A 733-nucleotide genomic window follows, 5' to 3' on the forward strand; every position below is an offset into this window, starting at 1 on the left:
AATCAGAACCACCCTTAAAAAGGGTGGTTTGCTCTTAGGGTATAACCCACGGGCCCCGGGCTCGCGTCTAAAGGCGCGGGCCCGGACTTCGTCCAGGCCTAGTGCATCTTGACCCGTGGCGCGCCGGTCGAACCGGCGGGATCACCCCCTCTTGAAGGGGTCCTCGTACTCCTTCACGCTCAGCTTGTCCAGCGCGATGTCGTGGGACTCCTGCTCCCTGATGTACTTGGCGATCGTCGCCTCGTTCAGGCCGACGGTGGACACGTAGTAGCCCTCCGCCCAGAACTTCCTGTTGCCGAACTTGTACTTGAGGTTGGCGTGCCTGTCGAATATCATCAGCGAGCTCTTCCCCTTCAGGTAGCCCATGACGCTCGCGACGCTGTACTTCGGCGGGATCGCCAGCAGCACGTGCACGTGGTCGGGCATCAGGTGCCCCTCGATTATCTCGATCCCCTTGTACTCGCACAGCTTCCTGAGGATCTCCCCTATGTCGCTCCTGATTTGGTTGTAGATCACTTTGCGCCTATACTTCGGCGTGAACACGATGTGGTACTTGCACATCCACTTCGTGTGGGAAAGGCTGTAGGCCTTCTGGGCCATGGCGACCACCCCTTCGACTCGAATTCTTGACGGCCTGAACAATCGTCAATATCGGTCGGAGGGGTGGCTTTGTAAAGCCGTTTGTCTCCACCCGCGTAGCGGGTGGTTTAAAGCTGGCCGCTGCGCGGCCAGC

The 733-nt window shown here is 59.3% G+C and carries 1 protein-coding gene; it reads right to left on the minus strand.

Annotated features, from left to right (window positions below):
* Window positions 1-141: 141 nt before the first annotated feature.
* Window positions 142-600: an IS200/IS605 family transposase gene (gene tnpA, locus RX395_RS09780; protein ID WP_055287554.1), complete on the minus strand. Its 459-nt coding sequence runs from the start codon at window positions 598-600 to the stop codon at window positions 142-144.
* Window positions 601-733 lie beyond the last annotated feature (133 nt).

Source organism: Collinsella aerofaciens, from assembly GCF_032584215.1.
Lineage (GTDB): Bacteria > Actinomycetota > Coriobacteriia > Coriobacteriales > Coriobacteriaceae > Collinsella.

Bases quoted from the DNA above. Each gene is read 5' to 3' on its own strand.
- tnpA (WP_055287554.1), bottom strand. From the start codon at position 600: ATGGCCCAGAAGGCCTACAGCCTTTCCCACACGAAGTGGATGTGCAAG.